The organism is Rhizobacter sp. P2_H3 (assembly GCF_056403355.1).
In genome coordinates, this window is the sequence record NZ_JBFUFQ010000515.1 from 1 (window position 1) to 931 (window position 931).

General features: G+C 71.4%; 2 protein-coding genes. Both read left to right on the forward strand.

Translation table 11 applies throughout. The features are described 5' to 3' along the window. On the forward strand, window positions 1-419 hold a 419-nt coding region (locus tag AC1D1T_RS32760; RefSeq protein WP_477993529.1), incomplete at its 5' end, for a hypothetical protein. Window positions 420-459: 40 nt separating this feature from the next. Continuing rightward, a partial coding sequence (locus tag AC1D1T_RS32765) for a cellulose binding domain-containing protein (protein ID WP_477993531.1) occupies window positions 460-931 on the forward strand: 472 nt, incomplete at its 3' end.

Sequence of the window (931 nt, forward strand, 5' to 3'; positions counted from 1 at the left end):
GCTGTGCACCGACGAGCACGCCTTCGACGGTGTACGTCGGCCCGTACGCGACGATCCTGCCGGGCGGCAGCGCCACCGGCAGCGCGCGCATCGAAGACCAGGCCATCATCGCGAACGGCTCCGTCACCGGCGGCACGGTCGGCGGGCTCAGCGTGATCGGCGTGACCGGCAGCCCGTGGGGCAACAACAGCTTCTCGGTGTCGGGCTCGGCCCAGGTGCGCACCACGTTCTACCCGCTGGGCTTCTTCGAGGCGAGCCAGGGTGCTTCGGGCACGTTGAACCTGCATGGCGATGTCGAGTACCGCGGCACGGGGCTCAACCTGAGCTCGGGCAACCGCTCCGGGTTCGTCGATGCGACGTCCAACGTGGGGTCGGCCACCGACATCAACACGAAGACGACGCTGACCTGGCGGCCCTGACCGCCGACCCCTGAGCCCCACAGCCCCCGAGGAAGCGACCATGATCCGATTCAAGCCGCTGGCCATCTGCATGGCCATCGCGGGGCTGTGTGCGCCCGCCGTTCACGCCGCCAGCCCGGTGACCCTGACCTACGTGGTCAACAACCAGTGGGGTTCGGGCTACTGCGCCACGGTGCGTGTCTCGAACCCGAACAGCGAGGCGGTGCAGTGGAGTGGCACGCTGACCGTGCCCGGGACGGTCGGCAACCTGTGGAACGGCGTGTGGAAGCAGAGCGGGTCGACGCTGGCCTTGAGCGGGGTCGAGTGGAACAGGACGCTCGCGGCGAAGGCGACGAACGAGTCGATCGGCTTCTGTGCGACCTCGGCGGCCGCGCCGGCGCCGACGCCGGCACCCGCGCCTGCGCCGACCCCTGCACCCGCGCCCGCTCCAGCCCCCACTCCTGCGCCGGCACCTGCGCCCACGCCGGCACCTGCGCCCGCGCCATCCACCGGCCCGGTCGCCGGCTCACGCC